Origin of the sequence: Arthrobacter rhizophilus (assembly GCF_026241105.1) — a bacterium.
GTDB lineage: Bacteria > Actinomycetota > Actinomycetes > Actinomycetales > Micrococcaceae > Arthrobacter.
Window position 1 is genome coordinate 323,259 of the sequence record NZ_JAPFFT010000002.1, and the last position, 22,437, is coordinate 345,695.

Sequence of the window (22,437 nt, forward strand, 5' to 3'; positions counted from 1 at the left end):
CTACGGGAGTCCGCACCAACGATGATGTCCCCATGAAGGCAACCCGATGAACAAGAACCGGCTCGAGGCATTCAGTGACGGCGTCCTCGCGATCGTCATCACCATCATGGTGCTTGAACTGCGGGTACCCCCGGAACCAACCTGGACTGGCCTGCTGAGTGTCCTCCCGACATTCCTTAGCTACCTGCTCAGCTTCGCCTACGTGGGGATCTATTGGAACAATCACCACCACCTGATCCACTTGGCCGATCGGGTCAACGGCGGAATTCTCTGGGCAAACCTGCACCTGTTGTTCTGGATTTCGCTCTTCCCGTTCAGCACGCGATGGATGGATGAATCGGGCTTCATGGAGGTCCCCGTGCTCGCCTACGGGTTCAACCTACTCAGCGCGGCCATTGCCTACTTCGTCCTGCAGCAGGCGTTGATCCGTCAGCAGGGACGGCGGGGGGCTCTCGCCCAGGCGCTTGGCCGGGACTGGAAGGGAAAGACGTCGCCCCTCATCTACTTGGCCGGTCTTGGCCTCTGCTTCCTGCATCCATTGCTCGCCGTCGCCGCCTACACTGTGGTGGCACTGATCTGGCTGGTTCCGGACCGCCGCGTTGAACACTTTGTGGTCCGCGCACAGGAGGGCCCATCTGAATAGCGATCTTGAGCTCCACGCCGCAGGTTCGGAAATCAGACCCGGCGGGAGCGGCGTTCAAGCAGCAGCGTATCCCGCCATTGGCCGGCCAGGGGACCCGCATTCATGTGCGCGATGCGTTCACGCCGGCCTCGATGCCCTCGGCGAAAATCGCGCGGACTTCGGGCCAATCCTCAGGACTCATGGGCCGGATCAGGACGGCTCCGGCTTCGCTAGACATTCACCCATTATGCACTTGGACTGACGAGCCCTTGATTGAAGTCCCCTTCCTTGTTGCACTTGTCTATGCGGCCGGCTGAGTCCACAGACGCTACTTCGTCCCCGCCGCCGTCCTCGCCGCCAAATTGACACATCAGGAGCCCTCCATGAGTAAAGAACAGTTGGTCATCATCGGATCTGGCCCCGCCGGATACACAGCGGCAATCTATGCAGCCCGGGCGGGCCTGAATCCCTTGGTCCTTGCCGGATCAGTCACCGCGGGCGGCGCGTTGATGAACACCACGGAAGTGGAGAATTTCCCCGGCTTTCCCGCCGGCATCCAGGGCCCCGAACTTATGGAGGGCCTGCAGGAGCAGGCCGAGCGCTTCGGCGCCAAGATAGTGTTCGACGACGTCACTGAAGTCCAGCTGGCCGGGCACCTCAAGCGTGTGGTCACCGGGTCGGGCGATACCCACAAGGCACTGGCAGTGATCCTCGCGACCGGCTCCGCCTACAAGGAGCTTGGCCTGCCGGAGGAGAAGAGACTCAGCGGGCATGGCGTCTCCTGGTGCGCCACGTGCGATGGCTTCTTCTTCCGCGAGCAGGACATTGTGGTGGTAGGCGGCGGCGATTCGGCCATGGAAGAAGCAACGTTCTTGACCCGGTTCGCGAAGACCGTGACCGTCGTCGTCCGCAGGGAAGAACTCCGAGCCTCGCGGATCATGGCCCAGCGAGCCAAGGACAATCCGAAAATCCGCTTCGCCTGGAACTCGGCCGTCACCGCCATCCACGGCGACGCCAAGGTCACCGGCGTGACCCTGACTGACACCCGCACCGGTGAAACGCGCGAACATGCGGCTACGGGCATGTTCGTGGCCATTGGACATGTCCCTCGGACGGACCTTGTTGCAGGCCAGGTGGATCTCGACGCCGACGGCTACATCAAGGTTGACTCCCCCACCACGGTCACCAATCGTTCCGGAGTCTTTGCCTGCGGTGACGCGGTGGACCACCGCTACCGCCAAGCCATTACGGCCGCCGGCACAGGCTGCGCGGCCGCCTTGGATGCCGAGCGGTACCTCGCCGCACTTGAGGATGCTGACAGCATCGCCACCGCCCTCGTCGAAGAACCCACGCACGCCTAACTCACCCAACTAACTCACAGTTGTTGTCGTTATGAACCGCCAAAACGACACCTACTGCTAGTCAGTTGGGTGTAGCGGGTCTCAAGCCATGCCTAAAATCTACTTTTCGGTACGCCTAACTTAACGGTATCCTCATCATGTTCGTATCCCCGATGTTGAGGAAACCATGGCTACCACTCTTGCGGCGCAACCGGCGAGCAAGCCCCGGTGGCGGTCCCGGCTACTTTTGTTGGGACCGGCTTTCGTGGCCGCGATCGCCTACGTGGATCCGGGAAACGTCGCGGCAAATCTGACTGCCGGCGCGAACTACGGCTACTTGCTCGTGTGGGTCTTGGTTGCAGCAAACATCATGGCTGTCCTGGTGCAGTACCAGTCGGCGAAACTAGGTTTGGCCACGGGCCACAGCCTTCCCGAACTCCTCGGCATGCGGCTGGGAACTCACCGCCGCAGGCTGTTTTGGGTCCAGGCAGAAGTCGTTGCCGGGGCGACTGACATGGCTGAAGTCATCGGCGGAGCCGTAGCCCTCAACCTCCTCTTCGGGCTGCCGCTTCTTATGGGTGGTTTCATCATCGGGCTGGCATCCATGATGCTCCTGGCGCTCCAGTCGTCACGGGGCCAAAAGTCCTTCGAATACGCCATCATGATGCTCTTGGCGGTCATCGCCGTCGGTTTCGTTTCGGGGCTCTTTGTCAGTCCGCCGGAGACCGGAGGCGTGTTGGCAGGTTTGGTGCCGCGCTTCGAAGGCACGGACACCGTCCTCCTCGCCGCCAGCATGCTCGGTGCCACCGTCATGCCGCACGCGATCTACCTGCATTCCGCCCTGGCCCGTGACAGGCATGGCTTCTCCCAAGATCCGGCGGTGCGGACAAAACTCATCAGGGCAACCCGGGTGGATGTCGCGGGGGCGTTGATGCTGGCAGGGGTTGTGAACATTGCCATGCTCCTTTTGGCCGCCTCCAGCCTGCGGGGAGTCGAAGGGACTGACACCATCGCAGGAGCCCACGCCGCAGTCACCTCGGCGCTTGGTCCAATCATTGGCGTCGCTTTTGGAGTAGGACTGCTGGCCTCGGGCCTGGCCTCGACGTCCGTTGGATGCTATGCCGGAGCAACAGTGATGGGTGGCCTCCTCAAGATCCGTGTGCCACTCCTGCTCCGCCGGGTCATCACATTGATCCCGGCCTTGATCATTCTCGGAGCGGGAATAGAACCCACACTGGCCCTCGTCTTGAGCCAGGTCCTCCTCAGCTTCGGCATTCCTTTCGCCTTGATTCCGCTGATTCGGCTCACTGGCAAGCGCGAAGTCATGGGCATCCACACAGATTCAACAGCATTGAAGATTGCCGGGTGGACCAGCGCGGCACTCATCGTCGGCCTCAACTGTGTCCTCATCGGCCTGACAATCGCGGGGCACTCCTAGGCGCCCCTGGCAGTCTCGAATGCGCCGCGCACTTCGGGGAGGACCCAGGACTTAAGCTGGGTCTGAGCGCCGAAGGAGAACCCCCATGAGCAACCCCCAGGCCCTGGCCCGTCGGCTGGGTACCTTTGACGCGGTCGTGATTGGCTTGGGCTCCATGATTGGCGCCGGCGTGTTCGCGGCCTTCACCCCGGCCGCTTCCGCCGCAGGATCAGGTCTCCTGATTGGGCTTGTGGTCGCGGCTGCTGTGGCATTCTGCAACGCGACGTCTTCCGCCCAGCTCGCCGCCGCATACCCGACGTCGGGCGGAACCTACATTTACGGGCGCGAGAGGCTGGGACCGTGGCCGGGATACTTGGCCGGGTGGGGATTCGTGATCGGTAAGACCGCCAGCGCCGCTGCCATGGCGATGACCTTCGCCGCCTATGCCGCCCCCGCAGGGTGGGAGCGTCCCGTGGCGATCGCCGCCGTCGTCGTCCTTGCCGCCGTGAACTATCACGGCGTGACGCGCACGGCCGGCCTGACCCGCATTCTGGTACTCGCCGTACTGGCGGCCCTCGCCATTGCCGTGGCAGCCTGCTGGGGCGGCTCTGCTCCGGCGCCGGCCAGCATTCTTGGGGACGGGCTGCTTGCGCACGGCTGGTACGGGATTCTCCAGTCCGCCGGGCTGCTGTTCTTCGCCTTCGCGGGCTATGCGAGGATCGCGACCATGGGAGAGGAGGTCCGTGACCCCCGGCGCTCAATCCCGCGCGCCATCGGGATCGCATTGGGCATCACAGTCATTCTCTACGCCATCATTGCGGTGACCCTTCTCGCGGCCCTCGGCCCGGACGGCGTGGCAGGTACACCAACACCGCTCGCCGCCGCCGTCGAAAACGGAACATTATCTTGGGCCGTTCCCGTGGTCCGCGTGGGAGCCGCTGTCGCCGCCCTGGGCGCATTGCTGGCACTCATCGCCGGTTTGGGCCGGACCACGCTGGCCATGGCCCGGCACCATGATCTACCCCATTGGCTCGCCGCCGTCCATCCGCGCTATCGCGTCCCGCACAGGGCCGAAGCCGCACTGGCCGCTGTAATCTGCGTGGTTGTCGCCGTCGCCGACGTGCGCGGTGCGATCGGTTTTTCCTCGTTCGGCGTGCTCATCTACTATTTGGTCGCCAATATTGCCGCCTTCACCCAGCCGCCCGCAGACCGGCGATACCCCAAAGCACTCCAAGTGTTCGGGGCTGTGGCTTGCGTGGTCCTGGTAGCCACGCTCCCCCCGCTATCGGCGGGCGTAGGTGTGCTGATGTTCGCCGTAGGCATCGCCCTGCGAGCTGCCCGGCTCAATCGATAGCGTCAGGACGAGCACCGGATGCCGGCCCTCCAGACGCAGCGGCGAGGCGTTCCTTTGGACGCACTCGCCTGGGCGCCCGCCCAAGCAACAGAATGACAAGCAGCGCCAGGACGGTGAGTGCCGCGCAGGCCGCGAAGACGCCCTGGTAGCCGAGCGCCGTCGTCGAACCGAAAGCGATGATCGGGCCGGAGACGATAGCTCCGAGGCGCCTGGTGTTGGTGTAGAGGCCAGAGGCCAAGCCGGGGCGGGGAATCAGCCGCTGGAACAACGTCAAGCCCACGCCCGCCACAATCCCGAAGAACCAGGCATTCAGAACCTGGAGCGCAATCAGTGTGGCGGGGTTGGAGACAACGGCCATGGCCGCGTAATAGGCGATTCCGGCGAAGCATCCGGAAGCAATGAGCGCCCGGCTCGAAAAGCGGCGGGCCAGCCGTCCGATCAGGAAGAGCGCGGGGATCTCAAGTGCAGCCGAGACGCCCAGCGCGATGCCCGCCCAGATGACATCCACGCCGAGCCCTTGCGTCACGAACAGACCCATGATGGACACCGCGGCGCTGTTGGTGGCCTGCAACGCGATAAAGCCCAGGACGACGGCGGCGACTCCCGTTTTTGAGAACAGTTGCCCGTCGTCGGGGTCGTCGCTCTTGGGCCGGACCTCAACGGTAGCGGCCCGCCGTCGGGAAATCATGGCGGCGGTCGTGACGACATTGAGGACTGCGACCGCCCCGAGGGCGAGCAGGATGGCCCGGTTGCCCAGGGCACCCATGATGAACGTCGCCACGGGCGGCCCTGCCACCCAGGCGAAGGAGACAATCGCGCGGGTGTTCATGACGTCCGCGGCTCCCGCCCCTGAATGTTTCAGATGGGCGAACAGGAGTGAACTGCCCACTCCGGCCGGCCCTCCAAGGACGATCAAGCCCACGACGGCGAGCGGCAGCGAAGTGCTCACCGCCAGGAGGGCGGACAAGGCCAGGGTCAGGATGCCGCAAGCCAACAGGGGTCGCAGATAGTCCTTTGCGCGGTCTGCGTAGGCCGGCACGAGGAGGGAGGCCACGAAGCCGCCCGCATTGTAGACGGCAAGAATCCAGCCCACCTCTGCGGGAGTGGCGTCGAAAAGGGCCACCAGCAGGAGTGCCAGCGCGGGGTTAAGGAAGGCGAACTGAAGCCCCCACAAGAGCGCCGCAGATGGGACGAGCAAGCGCTTCATGCTTTCATTCCGGTGCTCCACGCACTCAACCCTAGAAGCTTTCCTGCCCGCGAGGGAGGCACTGCCGGTACCTGTATCGGCAAGTCTCCCGGCTGGTCAGGGCCGATTTCGGCAACATGCCCGATCAGATCGGGTCGGCGTAACGGCTTCGACAAAACCCGAACCAGGGGTGGACGGCGGGAGTCGCACAGAGCAGGATTGAGCCATGAGCACCCATGAGGCACTTCTGAAGCAGGCCAGCATCACCGCCACGGAAGCCACGCTCGTGGCCAAGTTCGAGATCGAGGGCAACATTCCTGGTTCCGGCGCCTATGTCGTGGGCTTGGTCGCGGCGAGTCCGGACTACTCCTCTCAACGAAGATTGGGCATCGAGTTCATGAACGGGGAGGCGATCGCGTTCTTCTCCTTCAACCACGACCAAAGCGCCGAAGAAAACTACGACCTCAAGGGCGTTGAGCACTCCGGGAATACCATCACGGGCCATTTCCCCCTCTCTGCGATCAACGGTCTTGGCAAGGGACACGTCATGACCGCCTTCAGTGAAGCTGACGGCCGCGAGTTCCAGTCCGGCGTCGCCGTCGAAGAGTCACTCTAGGACCGGACTGCTACGGTCCTAAGGAACCGTGCGTCGATTTCATCTCTTCGGCCGGCGCTTGTCCGTGCGTCGCGCCGTTTCTATGTCGTGAACACTTAACAGCACGGTCACCGCCTGAGCCAGCCCCTCCTTTGCGTGTCATGTGACACATGCCCGCGGAGGAATAGTGCCCGCCGGGTTACCGTTGACGCGAGTAGTTCCAACAAAGACGACAGGAGAAATCCGTGGACTTCACCCCCGAATCCGGCACCATCACCATGTTCTCGACCACTTGGTGCGGCTATTGCAACCGCCTCAAGAAGCAGCTGGACGCCAAGGGCATCGGCTACAACGAGATCAACATCGAAGAGGTCGAGGGCACTGCCGAACTCGTGGAGAAGTTGAACGGTGGCAACCAGACCGTTCCTACCGTCCTGTTCCCGGACGGCACCGCGGCAACGAACCCTTCGGCAGCCGAGGTTGAGGCCCGGCTCGCCGCCTGAGTTTCCGCGTCTTCGCGCGAACTGGCACCAGATACCCCCAAAAAACGGGGAGTGTCATCTGCTGCCAGTTCGCGGAGGCGCTCATCCTCCGGCGTTCCGTGTTCGTAGCGCACTACGCAACATGCCGCGCAAAGCGCAACAACCCTAGTCACGGATCCGGCCCCTGTGATAGACAGTTTGAGATCAGACCCGGACACGACGTCCGCGGTCCACGAACCTCACAGGGGAGTCTTCCATGGTCCACGCAGTCAAAGGGGCAATTGTCCGCTCGAAGGGCGCGCCCGTAACCCTCGAAACAATCCTCGTCCCGGACCCGGGCCCGGGCGAAGCGTTGGTGGACATCCTGACCAGCGGCGTGTGCCACACAGACCTGCATTACAAGTTGGGCGGCATCAGCGACGATTTCCCCTTCCTCCTCGGCCATGAAGCAACCGGCGTTGTGAGCGCCGTGGGTCCGGATGTCACGGACATCGTTCCCGGCGATCGTGTGATCCTGAATTGGCGGGCAGTCTGCGGCAATTGCCGAGCCTGCAATCGTGGCCAGGCACAATACTGCTTCAACACGCACAACGCCACGCAGAAAATGACGCTCGAGGACGGTACCGTCCTCTCCCCCGCGCTCGGCATCGGCGCCTTCGCCGAGAAGACGCTCGTTGCCGCCGGGCAATGTACCAAAGTCGACCCCGACGCCGATGCTGCCGCCGTCGGGCTGCTCGGCTGCGGCGTAATGGCGGGGCTGGGTGCCGCGATCAACACCGGAGGCGTCAAGCGCGGCGATTCGGTGGCCGTTATCGGCTGCGGCGGCGTGGGCGTGGCCGCCATCGCGGGGGCTGCCCTGGCCGGCGCCACCACCATTATTGCCGTGGACATTGACGCCAAGAAGCTGGACCGGGCACGCGAGCTCGGCGCCACGCACGTGGTGGACTCTTCGCAGGGAGACCCCGTTGAACAGATCCGCGAACTCACCGGCGGGTTTGGCGCGGATGTGGTGATCGACGCCGTCGGCCGCCCCGAAACGTATAAGCAAGCCTTCTATGCCCGCGACCTCGCCGGCACGGTGGTGCTGGTGGGAGTTCCGACGCCGGAAATGACGCTCGAACTCCCGCTGCTGGACGTTTTCGGCCGGGGCGGTTCCCTGAAATCATCCTGGTACGGCGACTGCTTGCCTTCCCGCGATTTCCCCATGCTCGTCAGCCTCTACCGCCAGGGCAAGCTCGATCTCGACGCGTTCGTCACGGAGCGGATCGGCATCGCCGATATCGAGGACGCTTTCGACAAGATGCACTCGGGATCAGTCCTTCGATCGGTGGTCGAACTGTGACGAATGAATCGCTGGCCAACGAAACCAAGACTGTACGCGTTGAGCGTGTAGTCACGTCCGGCACGTTCTCTCTGGACGGCGGCACGTGGGATGTGGACAACAACGTGTGGATCGTCGGAGACGACTCCGAGTGCGTCGTGATCGACCCCGCGCACGAACCGGCGGCCATCACCGAGGCGATCGGCGACCGCACAGTCAAAGCCATCCTCCTCACCCACGGCCACGACGACCACATCCGCTCCGCAGGAGCTTTCCGGGACATCGTCGGCGCACCGATCCACTTGCACCGTGACGACTGGATGCTATGGGAGACGGTTTACCCTGACGCCGATCCCGACGCCGACATCAACGACGGCGAGATCTTTGAGGTCGCAGGCACCCGGCTAAGGGCCATCCACACACCGGGTCACTCCCCCGGTTCCGTGTCCTTCCATCTGGAAAGCGAAGGAACCCTTTTCAGTGGCGACACGATGTTCCAGGGCGGACCGGGAGCCACCGGGCGTTCCTTTAGTGATTTCCCCACGATCATCGACTCCATCCGCTCCAGGATCCTGACCTTGCCGGAAAGCACCCTCGTCCTGACCGGCCACGGCAGTTCCACCACCGTTGGAGCCGAGGCGCCCCAGCTTGAGGAATGGATCGCGCGGGGGCACTAATCGTTCGGGGCACTAGGCGCGTCGCCCTTTTTGGGGAACGCTAGTGGGCACTGGCGCTGAAGTCCGGTGGTGCGGCTGGTTCCAGGCGCACCACCACGGACTTGGATGCCGGCGTGTTGCTGCCTTCTGCGGTTGAATCCAGCGGGACCAGGACATTCGCCTCCGGGTAGTAGGCCGTCACGCATCCACGGGCTGTGGGGTACGCGATCAACCGCAGCTGGCGCAGGACCCTGTCCACGCCGTCGTCGGCCTCGCTATGGACGTCCACATAGCCGCCGTCGGCGAGGCCAAGATCGGCCAGGTCGTCGCGGTGGGCAAAAAGCACCAGGCGGCCCTTCTTCACGCCCCGGTAGCGGTCGTTCATGCTGTAGGTGGTCGTGTTGAATTGGTCGTGGGAGCGGACTGTCTGGAGCAGCAGGCGCCCCGGCGGGACCTGGATGGTCTCAAGGTCATTGGCAGTGAAAATTGCCTTCCCGGTGGCGGTGGGGAACTTCCGCTCGTCCCTTGGACCATGCGGCAGGACGAAACCGTCGCGGCTCCGGGCCTTCTGGTTGAAGTTCTCGAAGCCCGGCACCACATGGGAAATGTGTTCGCGAATGGAATCGTAATTTCCTTCGAAACCCGGCCAGTCAACGCGAACTCGGTCGCCGAGTACCGCTCGGGCCATGCGGCAGACGATCGCCACTTCGGACAGGACCCTGTCGGAGATCGGCTCCAGCCTGCCCGCCGAACGGTGAACGGCGCAGACTGTGTCTTCCACGGTGACAAACTGCTCGCCGCTGGCCTGGCGGTCTATTTCCGTCCGGCCAATCGTCGGCAGGATCAGCGCCTGTTCTCCCACCACAGCGTGTGAACGGTTGAGCTTCGTGGAAATCTGGACGGACAACCTGGTCTTCCGTACAGCGGCTTCAGCCGCGGTGGTGTCCGACATCGCGTGGACCAGGTTTCCACCGAGCGCGACGAGTACCTTGATCCGCCCGTCCCGCATGCCTCGGATGCTGTCCACGGAATCGGCGCCGGGCCGCCGCGGCGGGTCGAATCCGAATTCCCGCTGCAGGGCGTCGAGGAACGGCTCGGGCATCTTCTCCCAAATGCCCATGGTGCGGTCGCCCTGGACGTTGCTGTGGCCCCGGATCGGTGACGGGCCTGCGCCGGGTTTGCCGATGTTTCCCCGGAGCAGGAGCAGATTCACGATTTCCTTGATGGTTGCCACGGCCTTCTTGTGCTGCGTCAAGCCCATGGCCCAGGTGACGATGACTTTTTCGGCACGCAGGTAGCGGGAAGCAAGCTCGTCGATTTCCTGGGTCCGCAGGCCCGTTGCGGCAAGGACGTCCCGTTCCTCCAAGGATGCAATGTGTGCTTTGAACGCTTCGAGCCCTTGGCAGTGCGCCTCGATGAAAGCGTGGTCCAGCACGGCCCCGGGTGCCGCTTCTTCTGCTTCCAGGACACGCTTGGACACAGCCTGCAGTAGCGCCATGTCCCCTGCGAGGCGGATCTGCAGGAACTGGTCTGCCAGGTCTGTTCCTTTGCCTGCCAGGCCGCGGGGACGTTGCGGGTTTTTGAAGTTGATGAGCCCGGCCTCCGGAAGCGGGTTCACGGCGACGATGCTGGCACCTGCGAGCTTGGCCTCTTCCAAGGCCGTGAGCATTCTGGGATGGCAGGTCCCTGGATTCTGGCCCATGATGATGATCAAATCCGCCTTGGCGAAGTCAGTATAGGTGACGGCGGACTTGCCCACGCCAAGGGTCTCCCCAAGGGCCAGACCGGTGGATTCATGGCACATGTTGGAACAATCTGGCAGGTTGTTGGTTCCGAAGGCACGCACGAAGAGCTGGTAGACAAACGCGGCTTCGTTGCTAGTCCGTCCGCTCGTGTAGAACGTGGCTTCGTCCGGCGAGTCCAGCGCGTTCAGTTCGCGGGCCACAATCCGGAACGCATTGTCCCAGCTGATGGGACGGTAGTGGTTAGCACCGGCGGGCTTGTAAACGGGTTCCACCAGCCGCCCCTGCTGTCCCAGCCAGTATTCCGAGCGCTGGGCGAGGGATTCGACGTCGTTCTCGTCCCAGAAAGTTAACGGAACTTTGAGCGGATCCGCCTCCCACCCGACGGCCTTCGCGCCGTTTTCGCAGAACTCAGCCAGCTTCCGCTCTGGAGGATCCGGCCACGCGCAACTCATGCAGTCGAAGCCGTCTTTCTGGTTCAACGCGCGCAATGACTTCCACATGCGGGATGGGCCCATTTGGCTCAGCGAATGCGGCAACGATTCAACCAGGCTGGGCAGACCCGCGGCCGATCGTTTGGGCGGACTGACTTTGAGGTCCGCGTCGGAATCGTGGACAACAGGCGGCTTCTTGTCCATTGCTCTACCTCGCTTCAGGAGGGCGGCACATCCCGGGTCTGGGCGGAAGGCAGTGCCGGGGACCACGTGGTTGTGGCCTCAAGCGTAGTCCTGGCAGTATCCGTCTACAACGGCGTAATGGTGCTAGTGACAGGGAGCAGGCTCTGGAAATCGCCGTCGATCAGTTCCGCGTATTCTGCGTAAGCCTTGACGACGGCGTCTTCCACCGTGGGTACGTCCAGCTGCGGCAAGAGGTCATTGGCGGCGCCGGCGGTGGCCGGGTCCCATTCCAGGCCGAGGGCTTCATAGCTGGCTGTCAGGACTTCACGAATGGGAGTCGAGTTCTCGACGACGATCACCGAGCTGAAAAGCCATCCTCCGGAGACTACCCTCTGGGCGGTGCCGATGAGCTTGATTTGGTGTGCTGGAAAATCCGGGTCCAAGCCGTGCACGCTGAACTCCCCCGGGCAGTACTCGCCGGGAATCTCCCCGACGGCGGCTTGCACGCCTACGCGACGGAGCGCACCCGCGAGGAGCTCGCCAAAGAATGAAAAACGGGCCTTGGCTCCGGCAATGGCGTCAGCGTGCGGCTCAACGTGGTCGATCACCAAGGTGCCGCGATGGTAGGCGGCAGCCCGCCCCCCTGCCTTGCGGATCAGTGGTTCGAACCCCAGGTCCCGGCAGGCCTCGGATGCGGCTTGGAACCCGGGTAGTTTGGCGTCGCGTTGCCCGAACGCCACCGTGGGGCCGGGCCGGTACAAGCGGAGTGTTGGCGCCAACTGCCCTCTGCGGGCCCGGTTCAGGAGTTCGATCCCGAAATCCAGGTCGTCAGCGACGCCGAGCGATTCTTCCTGTCGCACTACCGTCAGCGTGCGCCGGGTTCCGGCCGGGTCTCCGGCCATCAGCTCTTCCTCAGCGTGAGGATCTGCTCCGCGCGGCCGAAGGGGCCGCTAATGTCGTGGAGCACTGTGGAGGTGAGGCCGATGCCGTCTTTGCCGAATGAGACCATGTTGTCCAAGCCCAGCCATTCCCCCGCCGGTTCACGGTACATGTGGACCTGGAGGTCGAGGTTGGGGAAGATGTAGCTGTTCTTGCCGGGGGAAACGCGGGCGGCAATGCCGTTGGCAGTGTCCACGAGTCCGACGAGCCTCGCGAGATCGCGGCTGTCGGCCGTATCAGTCAGCGGGTGCTCGGTTCGGATCCACACTTTGCCCGAGCCTGCCCGGTGTCCTTCAGCGATGCGCATTTCCAGGGACCGGATGTAACCGCCGGGCCACACGTTGGAGCCGTCCCAGGGTTTGCATTCATCCGGGGCCGGCATGGCTACGTCTTCTATCGCGGCCACTGCACTCGTGTCGCTGGTCGCCATCCGCCAGGCGGTGGCCCGGATAGCCACTCGGCCTGCCGCCGCGAGTTCCGCCTGGATCAGTTCAATCGTCCTGCCGGGGCGGAGCGTGCTGGTGGTGATCTTGAACTCGCCGCCCGGGATCAGTCCCAGGATTTCGTAGCTGAGGCGCGCCATGCGGACGTCGTCACGCGGTTCATGGCGGAGCAGGGCATCAGCCAGGATCCCCGAGGCCGGCGCCATGTGCTGCTCATGCGGATTCCAGGCGCCCTGGGCGTGAATGGTGGAGCGAAAACGCCCATCGCCGAGCGATTCGTAGTAGAAGTCGCCTTCCGCAAGGTCCGGAAGTTCAATACTCAACGCCTGCCCTTTCGCCGGTCCGGTAGTGGAACTCAGACCACTGTATCTTCTGGCGCCACAGGCGTCCGACGTCGACGGCAAATGACCAAGCAGACAGCAAGCCCGGCAAAGGGCGAGGACCAGGAGGACTGCCGCCAAAGGCGGAAGTCTTGCCTTATCTCACCTGTGAAGACGGACGATCCGGGGGTTAGGTCGCCCTCCTTGTGTGGTCGACGGTGAAGTCGCCACCCGGATACAGAATGGTCTCGTGCCCGTCGTCAAAGCGCACGAAGTACGGCGGCGCACCATTGGCACCGCGGACTTCGATAATCTGGCCATGCCGGTCGGACGACCCGACAGTTCTGCCATGAATGATGATCCGATCTCCCTGGGTTGCTTCCACAGGAACCACCTCCCAGGATCAGATTACGAGTGTTGGGCTGCCGTGGGAACAGCTTGCAGGTGGCCCATTCAATTGGCTGACCGGTGGTACGTCGCAGCCCCTAAATTGTCAGTCCTCTCCCATACGTTTGACGAAATTGTCGCCGAACCACGTCGACGTCCATCGTCGCTCTAGTAGAGAGATCGCCAGTGCAAAGTCAAGAACTGAAACCGGAACAGACCACGACGGCGGCAGCAGCGGCGGCGTTCTCGGCTCTGCCGGCGCGCACCTCCATGCCGGATTGGTACCCCGAGCTGCTCGCCACTGTCTCCAGTGAAGTCAGCACGGGACGTTCACGGGCCATTTCGGCAGCGAACAGGGCGTTGCTCGCTTCCTATTGGTCCATCGGCCAGCAGCTGGCACAGCGGGAATCCGAGCAAGGCTGGGGCTCGAAAGTCGTCACCCGACTTTCCGCGGACATTCAATCCCGGTTTCCTGGATCCAAGGGATTCTCACCAAGGAACCTCCGGTACATGAAGACTTTCGCGCAAGCTTGGCCGGAGTTCCCAATGTTGCAAGAGCCGCTTGCAACATTGCCCTGGTACCACCAGATCGCACTGCTTGAGAAGCTCGACGACGCCGCGACCCGCCTCTGGTACGCAGCGGCCGCCGTCGAACACGGATGGTCGCGCAACGTTCTTGCCCATCAGATTGAAACCCGCCTCCATGAGCGCTCAGGGCAAGCGATTACCAACTTCAAGACCACCATGATGCCGGCGGACTCGGACCTTGCCCAACAAGCCACCAGGGACCCGTATGTTTTCGACTTCGTCGCCATGACTGACCGCCGCGGCGAGAGGGAACTGGAGCTTCAACTCGTGCAGCATGTGGAGAAGTTCCTCCTGGAACTGGGCCAAGGCTTCGCCTTCGTCGGCGAGCAAGTCCGGTTGGAGATCAACGGCGATGAGTTCTTCGCCGATCTCCTCTTCTATCACTTGAAGCTCCGCTGCTATGTTGTGATCGAGCTCAAGGCCGTGAAGTTCGAGCCGGGATTTGTCGGCCAGCTAGGCATGTACATGTCAGCTGTGGACGATCTTCTGGCGCATCCCGATGACAAGCCAACCATCGGCCTCCTGCTCTGCAAGGAGAAGAATAACGTGGTGGCCGAGTACGCGCTGCGGGGAATCAATCTGCCCATCGGTGTCTCGGAATGGCAGAGCAAAATCATTGAATCGTTGCCAGAGGAGCTCGCTTCAAGCCTGCCGAGCATCGAACTCCTTGAGGCAGAACTGGCTGCCTCGCAGGCGCCCGGGTAAACTGGTCAGGCGACTGATGAGGGGAATTGCAGCTCAGGCCGACGCTTGGAAACCTCAACCAGCACGGCGGAAACCGCCTCCCTGATAACCTCCGCTTCACCGCCCATCCCCCGAGCGGCGTCGAGCCCCGCCGTGGCGCGGCGTACAAAAGCGTCCCAGTCGCCTCCGCCGGCACGGAGCTCTCTCAGCGGTGACATCAGGGCGGCGCGGCACAGCCACTCGTCAGGCTCCCGCACCCAACGGTCCAGAACGCCGTCCGACCGCGCCCTGGCCTGCCCTTCCAGCCCGGCAATCAAAGGTCCGATCACGTCAACCGCTAGCGGATCGACCAGTTCGCGCAGCCTTCCTTCACGGACAAACCCCTCAAGGCGTGTCAGGTCGGTATTCGTCAGCAGATGGAGGTTGGACTGCAGCAGGACGATTGCCGCGAAGCGGCGCTCGAAAACCGGAGGCTCCCACAACTCCGAGCTCAAGGCGGCGACCTCGTCATGCGCGAGTTGCGGGTAGCGGCGGAGGGTGTCGCGGACCGTTCCCCGGATGGCCCCGATCGAGGATCCGTAGTAGCGGAGCCCTTTTCCCAGGCGCGTCTGCGCCTCCTCTGCACGGATCCAAGAGCTCTCACGGCGTAGCGCCTCATCGATGAACTCACCCGGGTCACTCATGCGAACATTCTTTCGCAATAGTGTCTGGTCAGACGTACTCACCGAACCATGAAAGCGTGTCCTGCCAGGCAGCAGTGGCCTGGGTTTGGTTGTAACGCTCGCTCGTGTCGTTGTGGAAGGCGTGGTCGACGCCGGGATAGACAGTGAGTTTGTGGCGCACCCTGGTGGCTGCGAGCGCATCCCGAAGTGCGGGCATTGCACCGGTGATGCGTTGGTCGAGTTCGGCATAGACGCCAAAGACGGCCGGTTTGATGGATGGAACCTTGTCCAGGTCGGGTGCGGGGCCGTAGAAGGCCGCTGTGGCTTTCAGCCTGGGTATCTCGGCGGCGGCATACCAGGTGATGCCACCGCCAAAACAGTAGCCGTTCATCGCGATCCGCTCGCCATCCACGAAATCCAATGACCGGAGGTAGTCGAAGCCCGCGGAAAAGTCGGAAACGTGTCGCTCGGCTCCTGCCCGCGTCAGCGCCCCGGGGACGGCGTCGGCATCCAGGCTTCGCGTGCCTCCCTCTCGGCTCAGGAGATCCGGCGCCAACGCGACGTACCCGGCCTTGGCAAAACGGCGCGCGATGTCCTGGATATGCAGGGTGAGTCCGCGGTTCTCATGGCAGACGAGCACCGCCGGTCCCGGATCGGCCCCCTCAGGCCTGGCGAGGTACGCGCTGATCTCGGTTCCGCCGGCGGGGAACCGCACAGTGGCCGTCACCAGGCCGGACGCGCCCTCCGGGACGGAGAGCGGACTCTTCGCCCCCGGAACTTGCCCTCCGGCCATCGCGCCCGAGGCCGCATCCCTTGGCAACCGGGCCGACGACGCCACTGGGCTCGGCATTGGGTCGGTGCTCTGCGGGACTTCGTCGGCGGTACAGCCGAGCTGCAGCATCGCTGAGGAAGCCGCGGCCATGCTCCCGGTAATGAACGCCACCCGACGGATAAACGCACCGTGGGACATGTCTCCGGCACGGTAGTCGTCGAAGAATTCCTCGACGAGGTACTTCTCAAATTTGCCAAGCTGGGTCACGACAGGCCTCCTGAGTTTGCCGCATATCTTCCTCCCAAGACCGTCACCGGGCAAGGGCGCTACGGGGCGCGCAAGATGGTGGGCGCGGCCGCCAAGTAATGAGACACTCAGTTCCATGCGTGAATTCGTGGTTCTCGGCACCGCCTCCCAGGTCCCGACCAGGACCCGCAACCACAACGGATATGTGCTCTATTGGGATGGTGAGGGCTTGCTCTTCGACCCCGGAGAAGGTACCCAGCGGCAGATGATCCAGGCTGGTGTCTCGGCCAGCCAGATCACGCGTATCTGTATAACCCATGTCCACGGCGACCACTGTTTCGGGCTGCCGGGCGTGCTTTCGCGCATGGCCCTGGACCGAGTGGAGCATCCAATCCATTTGCACTATCCCGCGTCGGGAGAGGACATGATCCACGCCCTCGTGGCTGTTGCGTCTCCCGGGATCGACCTTCGGCTTCACCCGCACGGGGGCGCCGGGCCTATCGCCGCGGGAGTGGAGGTGCGGCCGCTGCTCCATCGAATCGAGACATACGGCTATAGGGTTGTCGAGCCCGACGGCCGCAGCCTCCTGCCGGAGCGGCTTGCGGCGGCCGGGATTACCGGATCGGACGTCAGCCTCCTGCAGCAGGACGGGAGTCTGGGCGGCGTGCGCTTGGAAGACGTGAGCGTGCCTAGGCCGGGACAGCGCTTCGCCTTCGTGATGGACACGGCGCCATGCGCCGGTGCTGAGGAACTCGCCGAGGGTGCCGACCTTCTCGTGGCTGAGTCCACTTTCAGCGACGACGACGGCGGCCTCGCCACGCAGTACCGCCACCTCACCGCAGGGCAGGCCGGGGCGTTGGCTGCCACCGCCGAAGCAGGCATGCTCATCCTTACCCACTTCTCGTCACGATACACAGACGTCAGCCCGCTCGAAGAGCAAGCCCGGACGCGGTCCGGCGGGGCCGCCGTCGTGGCCGCAAACGACCTGGACCGGATCCCCTTCCCGAAGCGGCAGCGGTGGGTCTAAAAGACGCGGAAGAAGCGTTCGGCACCCCTGAGGGCGCCGGGTTGCGACACACGGCGGCTCGCGACGGCGTCGGAAGTACATGGCAATTTTGTGATGCTTTCGGGTCGGTTCCCGGATAATCTGTCCGTGGGAAGGGCCACGCCGGCACACCCGGGAGTCCGCGGATGTGGGCGGGCTTGTCATCTATTCAGCTCTGGGGGCCGAAATGACAAACGAAATGCGGCCACTGGATAACGTTGGCTCCTATGTGGGCCTCGTTGAGGCAGTACCCGACGCATTGCTGGTGATCGACGAGGACGGACGGATCACGTTCGGCAATGCCTACACAGAGCAGCTCTTCGGCTATTCGCGTAGCCAGCTGCTTGGCAAGCATTATGAGATGCTCTTTCCGGAGCGGTTCCAGGGCCACGGTGGCACCATCCGAGACCTCTTTGCCAGTGATCCTGGAATACGCCGGGCGGGCGCTGACCTGAAACTGTCCGGCCGTAACCGTGACGGCACCGAGTTTCCCATTGAGGTCAGCTTCGCTCCCCTCGGCGTCGGACCCGGCATGCAACTCGTCGCCTCCATCCGCGAAGTAAGTGACCGCAGCCGCGTTAACGCGGAACTCCGTGATGCCCTCTCCCTTCTCAGTGCCACCCTGGAGTCCACAGCGGACGGCATCCTGGTTGTCGCGGCAGACGGGACGATTGCGGGCGCGAACGAACGGTTCGCCGCACTGTGGGGTATCCCCGCGGATCTTATGGAGTCCCACGACGACGGCCGACTGTTGGCTTTCGTCCTGGATCAGCTCACGGATCCCGGCGGCTTCATAGGCAAGGTCCAGGAACTCTACGCGGATCCGGGGGCGGAGAGCCTGGATATGTTGGAATTCCGTGACGGGCGGACGTTTGAGCGGTATTCCCGGCCCCAACTGGTCGGGGATGAGATCGTAGGACGGGTCTGGAGTTTCCGCGACGTTACTTCCCGCCAGCTCGCAAGGGACCAGGCGCGGGAGGCGCTCGCCCAAGTGGAGGGTCTGGCCGCCATCGTTGAATCCTCGGCTGACGCGATCATTGGTATGACGCCCGAGGGCCTCATCACCAGCTGGAACCCTGGGGCCGAAAAGCTGTATGGATACACTGCCGCTGAAGCGACCGGGCAGAACGTCCGGCTCCTCATTCCGGACCACCTGCAGGCTGAGGACGAGGTACTGGCCGCTGTCCTGGATGGCGGACAGGCCCGTAGCTTCGAAACAGACAGGGTGCGAAAGAACGGGTCCATCGTGCCCGTATCTTTGACGGTTTCCCCGATCCGCGGCGAACACGGAGTCGTCGGAATTGCGACCATCGGACAGGACATCACCGCTCGGCGTGCCGCTGAGGCCGAGCTGCGGGCTGCCCGGGAGGCGGCCCTGGAATCGAGCAGGTTGAAGTCCGAGTTCCTGGCGACGATGAGCCACGAGATCCGTACCCCCATGAACGGAGTCATAGGCCTGACTACGCTTCTACTGGACACACCGTTGGATGAAGCGCAACGCAAATACGCCGAAGGGGTTCAGACCGCTGCCGGAGCTTTGTTGACCTTGATTAACGACATCCTCGATTTCTCGAAGTTGGAAGCTGGGAAAATCGACCTGGACATCACCTCCTTCGATCCGCAGCACCTGATGGATGAAGTTGCCGGGCTCCTGGCCGAAGCCGCACAGGGCAAAGGCCTGGAGCTCATCGCGTACTGCCATCCCGATGTTCCCGCACGGCTAGCCGGTGATGCCGGCCGGATCCGGCAGATCCTGCTGAACCTGGCTTCGAACGCCGTAAAGTTCACCGCGTCCGGTGAGGTCGCCATCCGGGTGAACGTCGCGGACCAGGACGCAAGAACCGCGCTAGTGCGGTTCGAGGTCAGTGATACCGGTATCGGTATCGATGCCGCGGACCATGTGCGCTTGTTCGATTCGTTCTCCCAAGCGGACGCCTCCACTACGCGTCGGTACGGTGGCACCGGGCTGGGGCTGGCCATATGCCGGCGCCTGACGGAAGTGATGGGCGGGGAAATCGGTGTGACCAGTACCCCGGGTGAGGGAAGCACGTTCTGGTTCTCTATCCGATTGCCGCTAGCTAAGGAACACGGGAGCCTTGCCGCCACTCCGGTCCCGGGACTGCTGACGGGCCTGCGCGTGCTGGTGGTCGACGACAATGCCACCAATAGGTTCGCATTGGAATCGCAGTTGAAGACGTGGGGACTGCGGCCGGACGCGGTGGCCGACGCGCGCACGGCCCTTGAACGATCCCGGACGGCAGTCGCCGCGGGGCAACCCTTCGACGTCGCAGTGCTCGACATGTGCATGCCGGACATGGACGGCCTCGAGCTTGCTCACGAGTTCCACAGGGACCCCGCCCTACGGGGCGTCCGGCTCATGATGCTGACGTCCGCGTCCCAGGTATCCAAGGCCGATATGACTGAGGCAGGAATCAGCGAATGGCTCACGAAACCCGTACGCAGCTCCGAACTCTACGACCGCCTTATGCGGCTGGTGGCGGGCAACCCGGCGATCGAGCCAGCGTCCTCACTGGCGCGGCCACCGATGCCGGACAGGCCTTCCCGGGGCCGGATCCTTGTGGTCGAGGACAATGAGGTGAACCAGCTCGTCGCCTGCGAAATGGTTGCCAAACTGGGATACCAGGCAGAGGTGGTTGCCGATGGCGCCGAGGCTGTCTCCGCTATCGCCGCCCACTCCTATGCGGCTGTGCTCATGGATTGCCACATGCCCGTCATGGACGGCTTCCAAGCCACCAGGAGCATTCGGGCACAGGAGAGCCGCTCTGAGCACCTGCCCATCATCGCCATGACCGCCGGAGCCCAGGACGAAGACCGAGAGCGCTGCCTCTCCGCCGGCATGGACGACTACCTCAGCAAACCAGTTGATCTGGTGGCCCTGGATGAAACCCTGAAGCGGTGGGTTCCCCGCGGGGCAACTCCCGACGCTGAAGCGCTGGCTGTTGATCCGGGACGCCTTGCGGTTCTGCGTGAATTGGGTCCGGTGGACGGGCGTGGTCTTTTGCCCTCAGCCGCCGGAGCCTTCCGGCGCGGTGTCCCCACCGGCGTCGCCGCCCTTCATCAGGCATTGGAGGATGGTGGCGGGGCGGCACTCGAACAAGCCGCCCACACGCTCAAGGGCGCCGCAGCCAGTATCGGGGCCACCGGTGCTGCATCCCTGTGCCAGGAATTGGAGGATCTGGGGCGCAAGGGCGGTGGCCAATCGGGAACCGAGCTGCTGACCCGGCTACTTGCCGAGCTGGCACGGGTGGACAAAGAGTTGGAGAACGCGTTGCATACGTAGGGCTGCCCGCGTGTTTGGCCGCCCGTACCTGGAAAACGAGTAGGCGGCACTCGTGCCTCAGGGCCGGGAAAGATGTTGAATTAACGCAGGAACACATCCGCGGCTTGAGACAGACCGGCCGGCCCTCCGGGACCGGCATTGGACGGGGCCGACGGCGGGAGGGCCCCTGGAGCCCGGGGCTCGGGGTCCTCTACCCCAGACGCCGCCGGCCCCCCATTTTGTGGGAAGTCGCCTGCTGACTCACCACCGAGCGGTCTATTGACACGGGTACTTTGCCGATGAGAGTGAGCGAAATCGCCGTTGCTTTCGCCCGGAACGCGGTGCCTTGACCTTGCCGGTGCAGGGCGCGGGTTCTTAGATGTTGCTGGCAATCATTGCGTAGTCCGTGAACACCACCGGGCCCGCAGTGAGGACAGGCTGGTAGACGGCCTCAAATGCCGCCACCTCTGCGGATCTCCCGTGGGCCTCGTGTGCTTCCTCCAAGTTTCGCCCGGCAGGGCAGTTCTTCCAAGCCAAGCACATCCACCGACAACCGTCACCGTCGGAGGGGCGCGGGCTGCCCAACCCCTCTCCGGGGGCGGCACTCTCCTCGGCGCCAGCCGGTGCCTGCCGGAGTCGCGCACCAATCCAAGCGCCAACACTAAATTGTCGGTGCCTGCTGCGATGCTGTGGGTATGGATCGAAGGACAGCGTGGGGTACGGAAAGCAGGGCGGCCGTGGAGGCCGTTGCCGCGTCCGTTGCTGTGCTCACGGCCTTCAGCGGGGCCGGCTCGGTGCGCTCCGATGCGCCCGGCCTCGATTCCCCGCGGGACGCTGATTTCGCGCGGGACGCCGATCCACCACGGGACGCCGATCCGCTCCGACGTCTGGCCGATGATTGCCTGGACGGCCTCGCCGAAGTGGCCCGGCTGGAAGCCCGGACCGCCGCGCTGAAAGCGAAACTGGCCGCGGACTACGTTCACGCGGCCAGGCTCCTGGCGTCACCGGCTTCATCACCGCAGGAACACACCGCCCAGGAGCTAGCCCTGGTCGCCGAGGTCGCCTGCGTCCTGACCGTCAGCGAACGAACCGCCGGGGCACTCCTGTCCGAATGCCAGGCACTGACCACGGCCCTGCCGCTGACCCTGGCGGCCCTTGGGTCCGGGACGATCTCCTGGCAGCACGCCCGGATCATCGTCGAAGAAACCGAGGGCCTGGACCCCGCCGGAGCGGCCGCGCTGGAAGCGCACTTCCTGGACCCCGACGCCCCGAACCCTGCCCGAGGATGCCCGGCCGGGGACCTCGTCCCGTCCCGGTTCCGGGCCAAGGCACGCACCTGGCGGGAACGCCACCACCCCGCCGGCATCGAAGAACGCCACGCCACAAAATCCGCGGACCGGCGGGTCGAGTACATCCCGGACCGCGACGGCATGGCATGGCTCTCCGCCCACCTTCCCGCAGATACCGCCGCCGGGATCTGGGAACGGACCACCGCCGCGGCCCGCGCCCTCCAAGGCCCCCACGAGGCCCGCACCCTCGCCCAGCTCCGCGCCGACATCACCGCCACCTGGCTCCTCACCAACCACACCACCGGCGGGACAGTCACCGGCGGAATGCCCGACGGCGGCACGGGAGCGGGCGGGGCCGGACCAGGGCGGCAGGGAGCGGGCGGGGCCGGGCGCGTCCCGGCCCCGCGGGCGCAGGTCCTGGTCACCGTCCCGGTCCTGTCCCTTCTGGGC

At 64.0% G+C, this 22,437-nt stretch carries 20 protein-coding genes; 12 read left to right on the forward strand and 8 right to left on the reverse strand.

Annotated elements, in window-relative coordinates:
- The first annotated feature begins 46 nt into the window (after window positions 1-46).
- The 4 genes from OOZ51_RS03940 (at window position 47) to OOZ51_RS03960 (ending at window position 4,733) form a co-directional block, all read left to right on the forward strand.
- Window positions 47-643: a TMEM175 family protein gene (locus OOZ51_RS03940; protein ID WP_265977617.1), complete on the forward strand. Its 597-nt coding sequence runs from the start codon at window positions 47-49 to the stop codon at window positions 641-643.
- Between the two features lie 362 nt (window positions 644-1,005).
- On the forward strand, window positions 1,006-1,983 hold the full coding sequence (gene trxB / locus OOZ51_RS03950) for a thioredoxin-disulfide reductase (protein ID WP_265977618.1): 978 nt from the start codon (window positions 1,006-1,008) through the stop codon (window positions 1,981-1,983).
- A 166-nt stretch (window positions 1,984-2,149) separates the two neighbouring features.
- Window positions 2,150-3,400: an Nramp family divalent metal transporter gene (locus tag OOZ51_RS03955; protein ID WP_265977620.1), complete on the forward strand. Its 1,251-nt coding sequence runs from the start codon at window positions 2,150-2,152 to the stop codon at window positions 3,398-3,400.
- Window positions 3,401-3,485: 85 nt separating this feature from the next.
- Entirely contained in the window at window positions 3,486-4,733 is a 1,248-nt protein-coding gene (locus tag OOZ51_RS03960) for an APC family permease (RefSeq protein WP_265977621.1), read from the forward strand.
- On the opposite strand, the gene OOZ51_RS03965 is transcribed toward OOZ51_RS03960, so the two are convergent.
- Window positions 4,723-5,940, reverse strand: a complete 1,218-nt coding sequence (locus tag OOZ51_RS03965) for an MFS transporter (protein ID WP_265977622.1) — start codon at window positions 5,938-5,940, stop codon at window positions 4,723-4,725. The two genes, OOZ51_RS03960 and OOZ51_RS03965, sit on opposite strands and share 11 nt — an antisense overlap.
- Before the next feature lie 205 nt (window positions 5,941-6,145).
- Between OOZ51_RS03965 and OOZ51_RS03970 the strand changes: the two genes are divergently transcribed.
- From OOZ51_RS03970 to OOZ51_RS03985, 4 genes are all read left to right on the forward strand, one after another.
- The gene (locus tag OOZ51_RS03970) at window positions 6,146-6,535 is read left to right on the forward strand and encodes a hypothetical protein (RefSeq protein WP_265977623.1); all 390 of its coding nucleotides are present in this window, start codon (window positions 6,146-6,148) and stop codon (window positions 6,533-6,535) included.
- Between the two features lie 224 nt (window positions 6,536-6,759).
- Window positions 6,760-7,017, forward strand: a complete 258-nt coding sequence (locus OOZ51_RS03975; RefSeq protein WP_059389319.1) for a mycoredoxin — start codon at window positions 6,760-6,762, stop codon at window positions 7,015-7,017.
- 235 nt (window positions 7,018-7,252) lie between these two features.
- A complete protein-coding gene (locus tag OOZ51_RS03980) occupies window positions 7,253-8,338 on the forward strand; it encodes an S-(hydroxymethyl)mycothiol dehydrogenase (RefSeq protein ID WP_265977624.1) in 1,086 nt (361 codons plus the stop codon).
- Window positions 8,335-8,994, forward strand: coding sequence for an MBL fold metallo-hydrolase (locus OOZ51_RS03985; RefSeq protein ID WP_265977625.1), 660 nt, complete (start codon window positions 8,335-8,337; stop codon window positions 8,992-8,994). The genes OOZ51_RS03980 and OOZ51_RS03985 overlap by 4 nt, the downstream gene beginning before the upstream one ends.
- A 40-nt stretch (window positions 8,995-9,034) precedes the next feature.
- Here OOZ51_RS03985 and OOZ51_RS03990 read toward each other — a convergent pair whose 3' ends face one another.
- The 4 genes from OOZ51_RS03990 to OOZ51_RS04005 form a co-directional block, all read right to left on the reverse strand.
- On the reverse strand, window positions 9,035-11,353 hold the full coding sequence (locus OOZ51_RS03990) for an FdhF/YdeP family oxidoreductase (protein ID WP_265977626.1): 2,319 nt from the start codon (window positions 11,351-11,353) through the stop codon (window positions 9,035-9,037).
- Between the two features lie 104 nt (window positions 11,354-11,457).
- Window positions 11,458-12,234: a lipoate--protein ligase family protein gene (locus OOZ51_RS03995; protein ID WP_265977627.1), complete on the reverse strand. Its 777-nt coding sequence runs from the start codon at window positions 12,232-12,234 to the stop codon at window positions 11,458-11,460.
- Complete coding sequence (locus OOZ51_RS04000) at window positions 12,234-13,037, reverse strand: thioesterase family protein (RefSeq protein ID WP_265977628.1); 804 nt, start codon at window positions 13,035-13,037, stop codon at window positions 12,234-12,236. Before OOZ51_RS04000 ends, OOZ51_RS03995 begins: the two co-directional genes overlap by 1 nt.
- A 187-nt stretch (window positions 13,038-13,224) precedes the next feature.
- On the reverse strand, window positions 13,225-13,419 hold the full coding sequence (locus OOZ51_RS04005; protein WP_265977630.1) for a DUF1918 domain-containing protein: 195 nt from the start codon (window positions 13,417-13,419) through the stop codon (window positions 13,225-13,227).
- 188 nt (window positions 13,420-13,607) lie between these two features.
- Between OOZ51_RS04005 and OOZ51_RS04010 the strand changes: the two genes are divergently transcribed.
- A complete protein-coding gene (locus OOZ51_RS04010) occupies window positions 13,608-14,714 on the forward strand; it encodes a PDDEXK nuclease domain-containing protein (RefSeq protein WP_265977631.1) in 1,107 nt (368 codons plus the stop codon).
- A gap of 5 nt (window positions 14,715-14,719) precedes the next feature.
- Here OOZ51_RS04010 and OOZ51_RS04015 read toward each other — a convergent pair whose 3' ends face one another.
- Together OOZ51_RS04015 and OOZ51_RS04020 are read right to left on the reverse strand one after the other, a co-directional pair.
- Window positions 14,720-15,376: a DNA alkylation repair protein gene (locus OOZ51_RS04015; RefSeq protein ID WP_265977632.1), complete on the reverse strand. Its 657-nt coding sequence runs from the start codon at window positions 15,374-15,376 to the stop codon at window positions 14,720-14,722.
- Window positions 15,377-15,404: 28 nt separating this feature from the next.
- A complete protein-coding gene (locus tag OOZ51_RS04020; protein WP_265977633.1) occupies window positions 15,405-16,394 on the reverse strand; it encodes a dienelactone hydrolase family protein in 990 nt (329 codons plus the stop codon).
- 115 nt (window positions 16,395-16,509) lie between these two features.
- Here OOZ51_RS04020 and OOZ51_RS04025 point away from each other — a divergent pair, with 115 nt between their 5' ends.
- On the forward strand, window positions 16,510-17,400 hold the full coding sequence (locus tag OOZ51_RS04025) for a ribonuclease Z (protein WP_265977634.1): 891 nt from the start codon (window positions 16,510-16,512) through the stop codon (window positions 17,398-17,400).
- A gap of 205 nt (window positions 17,401-17,605) precedes the next feature.
- Window positions 17,606-20,719 (forward strand): PAS domain S-box protein, encoded by a 3,114-nt coding sequence (locus OOZ51_RS04030; protein ID WP_265977635.1) that lies wholly within the window; start codon window positions 17,606-17,608, stop codon window positions 20,717-20,719.
- A gap of 354 nt (window positions 20,720-21,073) precedes the next feature.
- Here OOZ51_RS04030 and OOZ51_RS04035 read toward each other — a convergent pair whose 3' ends face one another.
- Entirely contained in the window at window positions 21,074-21,235 is a 162-nt protein-coding gene (locus OOZ51_RS04035) for a hypothetical protein (protein WP_265977636.1), read from the reverse strand.
- A 158-nt stretch (window positions 21,236-21,393) separates the two neighbouring features.
- Here OOZ51_RS04035 and OOZ51_RS04040 point away from each other — a divergent pair.
- A partial coding sequence (locus OOZ51_RS04040) for a DUF222 domain-containing protein (RefSeq protein ID WP_265977637.1) occupies window positions 21,394-22,437 on the forward strand: 1,044 nt, incomplete at its 3' end.

What these genes read in the sequence shown, in the direction of transcription:
- OOZ51_RS03940 (WP_265977617.1), top strand. Translation starts at nt 47, where the DNA reads ATGAACAAGAACCGGCTCGAGGCATTCAGTGACGGCGTCCTCGCGATC.
- trxB (WP_265977618.1), top strand. Translation starts at nt 1,006, where the DNA reads ATGAGTAAAGAACAGTTGGTCATCATCGGATCTGGCCCCGCCGGATAC.
- OOZ51_RS03955 (WP_265977620.1), top strand. Translation starts at nt 2,150, where the DNA reads ATGGCTACCACTCTTGCGGCGCAACCGGCGAGCAAGCCCCGGTGGCGG.
- OOZ51_RS03960 (WP_265977621.1), top strand. Translation starts at nt 3,486, where the DNA reads ATGAGCAACCCCCAGGCCCTGGCCCGTCGGCTGGGTACCTTTGACGCG.
- OOZ51_RS03965 (WP_265977622.1), bottom strand. Translation starts at nt 5,940, where the DNA reads ATGAAGCGCTTGCTCGTCCCATCTGCGGCGCTCTTGTGGGGGCTTCAG.
- OOZ51_RS03970 (WP_265977623.1), top strand. Translation starts at nt 6,146, where the DNA reads ATGAGCACCCATGAGGCACTTCTGAAGCAGGCCAGCATCACCGCCACG.
- OOZ51_RS03980 (WP_265977624.1), top strand. Translation starts at nt 7,253, where the DNA reads ATGGTCCACGCAGTCAAAGGGGCAATTGTCCGCTCGAAGGGCGCGCCC.
- OOZ51_RS03990 (WP_265977626.1), bottom strand. Translation starts at nt 11,353, where the DNA reads ATGGACAAGAAGCCGCCTGTTGTCCACGATTCCGACGCGGACCTCAAA.
- OOZ51_RS03995 (WP_265977627.1), bottom strand. Translation starts at nt 12,234, where the DNA reads ATGGCCGGAGACCCGGCCGGAACCCGGCGCACGCTGACGGTAGTGCGA.
- OOZ51_RS04015 (WP_265977632.1), bottom strand. Translation starts at nt 15,376, where the DNA reads ATGAGTGACCCGGGTGAGTTCATCGATGAGGCGCTACGCCGTGAGAGC.
- OOZ51_RS04025 (WP_265977634.1), top strand. Translation starts at nt 16,510, where the DNA reads ATGCGTGAATTCGTGGTTCTCGGCACCGCCTCCCAGGTCCCGACCAGG.
- OOZ51_RS04030 (WP_265977635.1), top strand. Translation starts at nt 17,606, where the DNA reads ATGACAAACGAAATGCGGCCACTGGATAACGTTGGCTCCTATGTGGGC.